Origin of the sequence: uncultured Streptococcus sp., from assembly GCF_938036805.1 — a bacterium.
GTDB lineage: Bacteria > Bacillota > Bacilli > Lactobacillales > Streptococcaceae > Streptococcus.
This window is the reverse complement of the sequence record NZ_CALHWC010000012.1, coordinates 1-3951: the sequence shown is the minus strand read 5'-3', so window position 1 is coordinate 3951 and position 3951 is coordinate 1. Positions and strand designations below refer to the sequence as shown.

Sequence of the window (3951 nt, the reverse complement as noted above, 5' to 3'; positions counted from 1 at the left end):
CTGTCTGAAGAGGAAATCCGCTTCCAGTGCGACTGTAGCAAAGAGCGCTTCATGAATGCCTTGGCTACCCTGCCAAAGGCTGACTTAGAAGAGATGCGTGATCAAGACCACGGGGCTGAAATCATCTGCCAATTCTGCCAGACAGCCTATCACTTTGACCAAAATGACTTGGAGGAACTGATTCGTGACAAATCTTAATACCCCTTTTATGATTGGGAATGTTGAAATTCCTAACCGTACGGTTCTGGCGCCTATGGCCGGCGTAACCAACTCTGCTTTCCGAACCATTGCCAAAGAGCTGGGAGCAGGCCTGGTCGTGATGGAAATGGTCTCTGACAAGGGCATCCAGTATAACAACGAAAAAACCCTTCACATGCTTCACATTGATGAGGGTGAAAATCCCGTTTCTATCCAGCTTTTCGGCAGTGACGAAGACAGCTTAGCCCGCGCAGCGGAATTTATCCAAGAAAACACCAAGACAGATATCGTCGATATCAACATGGGCTGCCCTGTTAACAAAATCGTCAAAAACGAAGCTGGCGCTATGTGGCTCAAGGATCCTGAGAAAATCTATAAAATTATCAACAAGGTTCAGTCCGTTCTAGATATTCCTCTGACAGTCAAGATGCGGACAGGTTGGTCTGATCCATCCCTGGCCGTGGAAAATGCTCTCGCCGCCGAGGCTGCAGGTGTCTCTGCCCTTGCTATGCACGGTCGCACCCGTGAGCAAATGTACACAGGGCATGCTGACCTCGAAACCTTGCATGACGTAGCCCAAGCCCTGACCAAGATTCCCTTCATCGCTAACGGCGATATCCGCAGCGTGCAAGAAGCCAAACAACGTATCGAAGAGGTTGGTGCTGACGCTGTCATGATTGGCCGTGCAGCTATGGGAAATCCCTACCTCTTCAACCAAATCAATCACTATTTTGAAACAGGAGAAATCCTCCCTGATTTGACTTTTGAGGACAAGATGAAAATCGCCTACGAACATTTGAAACGTTTGATTAACCTCAAAGGAGAAAACATAGCCGTTCGTGAATTCCGCGGTCTAGCACCTCACTACCTTCGTGGGACATCTGGTGCAGCTAAACTTCGCGGCGCCATTTCACAGGCCAGCACATTAGCAGAGATCGAGGAACTCTTGCAACTCCAACATTAAAGAAATAAAAAAGGAAGCATCTACAAAGGTGCCTCCTTTTTTTGCAAATTTATTTGATCAATTGAACACTAGCTACTTTACCATCAGCACCAGTGATGATTTGGATGCCCAGTTTAGGAGCAGATGGTTCAGCAGAACCCAGCTGAGCTGTATAGCGTCCATCATCCAAAGTATAAGCATATGAAGCGACATGGTAAGTATTGACAGTTCCATTCGCTGACTTGACACTGAACTGTCCGCCTGCTGAAACAGTCACTGTACTGCCTCCTGCATCTGTCCAATTACCAGCAGCCGCAGAGAAATCTCCATCCACTATATTCAAAACGCCTTTATAGCGAGCATTTGTTTCTGCCTGCTTGTTTTGAAGCTGACGATCAGTGGCTGGATTTTGAGCTGGTTGACTCGGTTGGGCTGGCTGAGTCGCTTGATTTGGTTTAGTTGGTTGAGTCGGCGTAGTTTGTTGACTAGGAGCTTGTTGAGATTGGCTTGGTTGAGCCTGTGTATTTTGTTGACTTTGAACCTGCTGATCCACTCCTTGTTGCGTTTGATTTTGTGAAGGTTGAACGGATTCCACAGCTTTCTGTACTTGTTCTGCTTGCCCTACTGTTTTGTTTGAAGAAGCATTACTGCTGGCTTTTGGAGCGCTGCTAGTTTTGCTAGATGAAGCAACTTTAGAGCTAGAAGAAGTTTGTACTGTTTTATTAGCACTTGCGCTAGGCTTGGTTTCTTCTTTGTGACCACAAGCCCCTAAAAGTAAGCTAGAAGCTAGAACAGTAGCAGCCATCAATTTTGTATAAGTCTTAGTTTTCATTTTTTCTCCTCCTCTGTAACATTCGGAAATCTTTTTGTAATATTATTGTAACACTAGTAATAAAGTATGTCAACTAGATAAATGGAATTTTTCAAAAAATTTTGAAGCAAATAGTATCCAGAACTTAGGCCTCCTCTCTTCTTCAGCATATATGTCGCTACTTTTATATTCGTAATGAAAATAAAAAAAGCAGAACATTTTTGTCCTGCAAGTAAAATAAAGCATCAATTTTCTTTTATTCCGATTTTTCTGTCTTCAGCCGATACACTTTTCTCGGTTTCTTCTTAGGCACGCGCTTGACACCAGCCTCTTCCAAGTATTCTCCAAATTTTACGAGAAAATTATTGCTGACGATAGGTCGTCTAGGCGAGATGAGATTGACCAACTCAGTCCCTTCATAGACAGTAAAGGGCGATTCCAGTAAATGGAGAAAAGTTGGATTCCAGTCCAGTCGTCCTTGAATACGCTTGATAGATTCCAGCAGGATTTGGTAGTGGTCAAAGGCAAAGTCCTCTGCTGTCAGGAGTCGCTCGCCGTCTCTAAAGCTCCTTGTCTTAAAGTCCACATCAAGAAAAGTGACCTCCTTGGCATCATCACCAGCCTTGACTTGGTTGATAGCGATTGCCGGCAGATAGACCAGATGGGCAATGGTGATAACCCAACCGCGCGGATCACGTCCTGGAGTGGAGACCGTCATCAGCTGCTCCACCTTTTCTAGCGGTATCTCGAGGTCTACTTCTTCCTTGACCTCGCGAATGCAGGCTTGATAGGCATCCTCATTTTTGTCCACAAAGCCTCCGACCAGAGCATATTTATTCTGATAGGGGTGGGCCTTGCGCTTGATAACCAAGAGTTTCAACTGGCCTTCTACGAAGCAGTAGGCCACCATATCCGCTGTTACGCTGGGCGTCTCATACTTAGGCAAATCCTGTGTCTTGTACCATGCCAAAAAGGCGGACTCATCCGCCATTGTTTCGTAATACTCTTTTTCCGACATTCCCACTGGGATATCCTGTTTGGTCATGAATTTTTCTTCCTTTCCTAAGCTATCTTTTCTATCAAAAATCCTCCAAATCTTGCTCTAGGCTTTCTTCACTGCCTTGGTCCACTGATACCAGCCGACAATACTATTGAGGGTATAAACCCAGTACATAGCCTGAATGTGAAGGTTGCTGCCCCACCAGAGGTAGATACTGAAGAGATTGGTCGCAATCCAGAAAATCCACTGCTCGCGGTAGAGACCCGTCATGAGAAGCTGGCCGATACCATTGGTCGCATCTGTCACACTATCGCGGAAAGGCCGGTGACTGTGAATGCTCTTATAGGCAAAGCCCATTCCAATCCAAATCAGAGCGGTCAAGGCCAAATATTTAAGCCAGCCACGCCAGTCTAACTTCTTAGCTTCAAAATGAGACGGCTCTTCCTTATCTTGTTCATTGACCCGGTTGGACAGCCAAGTATAAAGGCCAATCGGCTGCATGATAAAGAAGTAGACCGTAGTCAGCACTTCTCCATAAAAGCTAGCCTGGAAGGACAAGATGAGATAAATCGCCGAATTAACAGCTCCAAAGAGGTAATTGCTGGCCCGCCCCTCGGCTACTAGAATAACGCAGACGATGCCTGTCCAGGAAGCAAAGAGTCCCAGCCAGTCATGTTGTTCCTGCCCACTGGTAAACTCCAGAATGAAAGGCAGACTGGAAAGCGTTACGGGGAAAATCCTCAGCAGGATGCGGATTTCACTGGTAAACTCCAGAATGAAAGGCAGACTGGAAAGAGCAATCAAGTAGAGCCATTGAGTCAAGCTACGCCCGCCAAATAAATCCTGCCAGAGCAATTTAGCGATACCGCTAAAGCCCTGTTCTTTTGCTGCTGCACAGACATTCTGGAAATTCCGAGCAAAGGTTTGAGATTTTTGTTTTAGTCCTGCGTAGAGAGCTGCAGGAGAGAGTTTTTGATTTTTTACTACCATTCTATTTTA

The 3951-nt window shown here is 45.8% G+C and carries 5 protein-coding genes; 2 read left to right on the top strand and 3 right to left on the bottom strand.

Going from position 1 to position 3951, the window contains the following annotated elements; translation table 11 throughout:
* On the top strand, window positions 1-198 hold a 198-nt coding region (locus tag Q0191_RS00550; protein WP_297662851.1), incomplete at its 5' end, for an Hsp33 family molecular chaperone HslO.
* Complete coding sequence (gene dusB, locus Q0191_RS00545; protein ID WP_297662849.1) at window positions 185-1162, top strand: tRNA dihydrouridine synthase DusB; 978 nt, start codon at window positions 185-187, stop codon at window positions 1160-1162. The genes Q0191_RS00550 and dusB, both read left to right, overlap by 14 nt.
* Window positions 1163-1211: 49 nt before the next feature.
* Here dusB and Q0191_RS00540 read toward each other — a convergent pair whose 3' ends face one another.
* From Q0191_RS00540 to pnuC, 3 genes are all read right to left on the bottom strand, one after another.
* Window positions 1212-1973: a hypothetical protein gene (locus Q0191_RS00540; RefSeq protein ID WP_297662847.1), complete on the bottom strand. Its 762-nt coding sequence runs from the start codon at window positions 1971-1973 to the stop codon at window positions 1212-1214.
* 235 nt (window positions 1974-2208) lie between these two features.
* Entirely contained in the window at window positions 2209-2997 is a 789-nt protein-coding gene (locus Q0191_RS00535; protein WP_297662845.1) for an NUDIX hydrolase, read from the bottom strand.
* Between the two features lie 57 nt (window positions 2998-3054).
* Complete coding sequence (gene pnuC / locus Q0191_RS00530; protein WP_297662843.1) at window positions 3055-3942, bottom strand: nicotinamide riboside transporter PnuC; 888 nt, start codon at window positions 3940-3942, stop codon at window positions 3055-3057.
* Window positions 3943-3951: the final 9 nt, after the last annotated feature.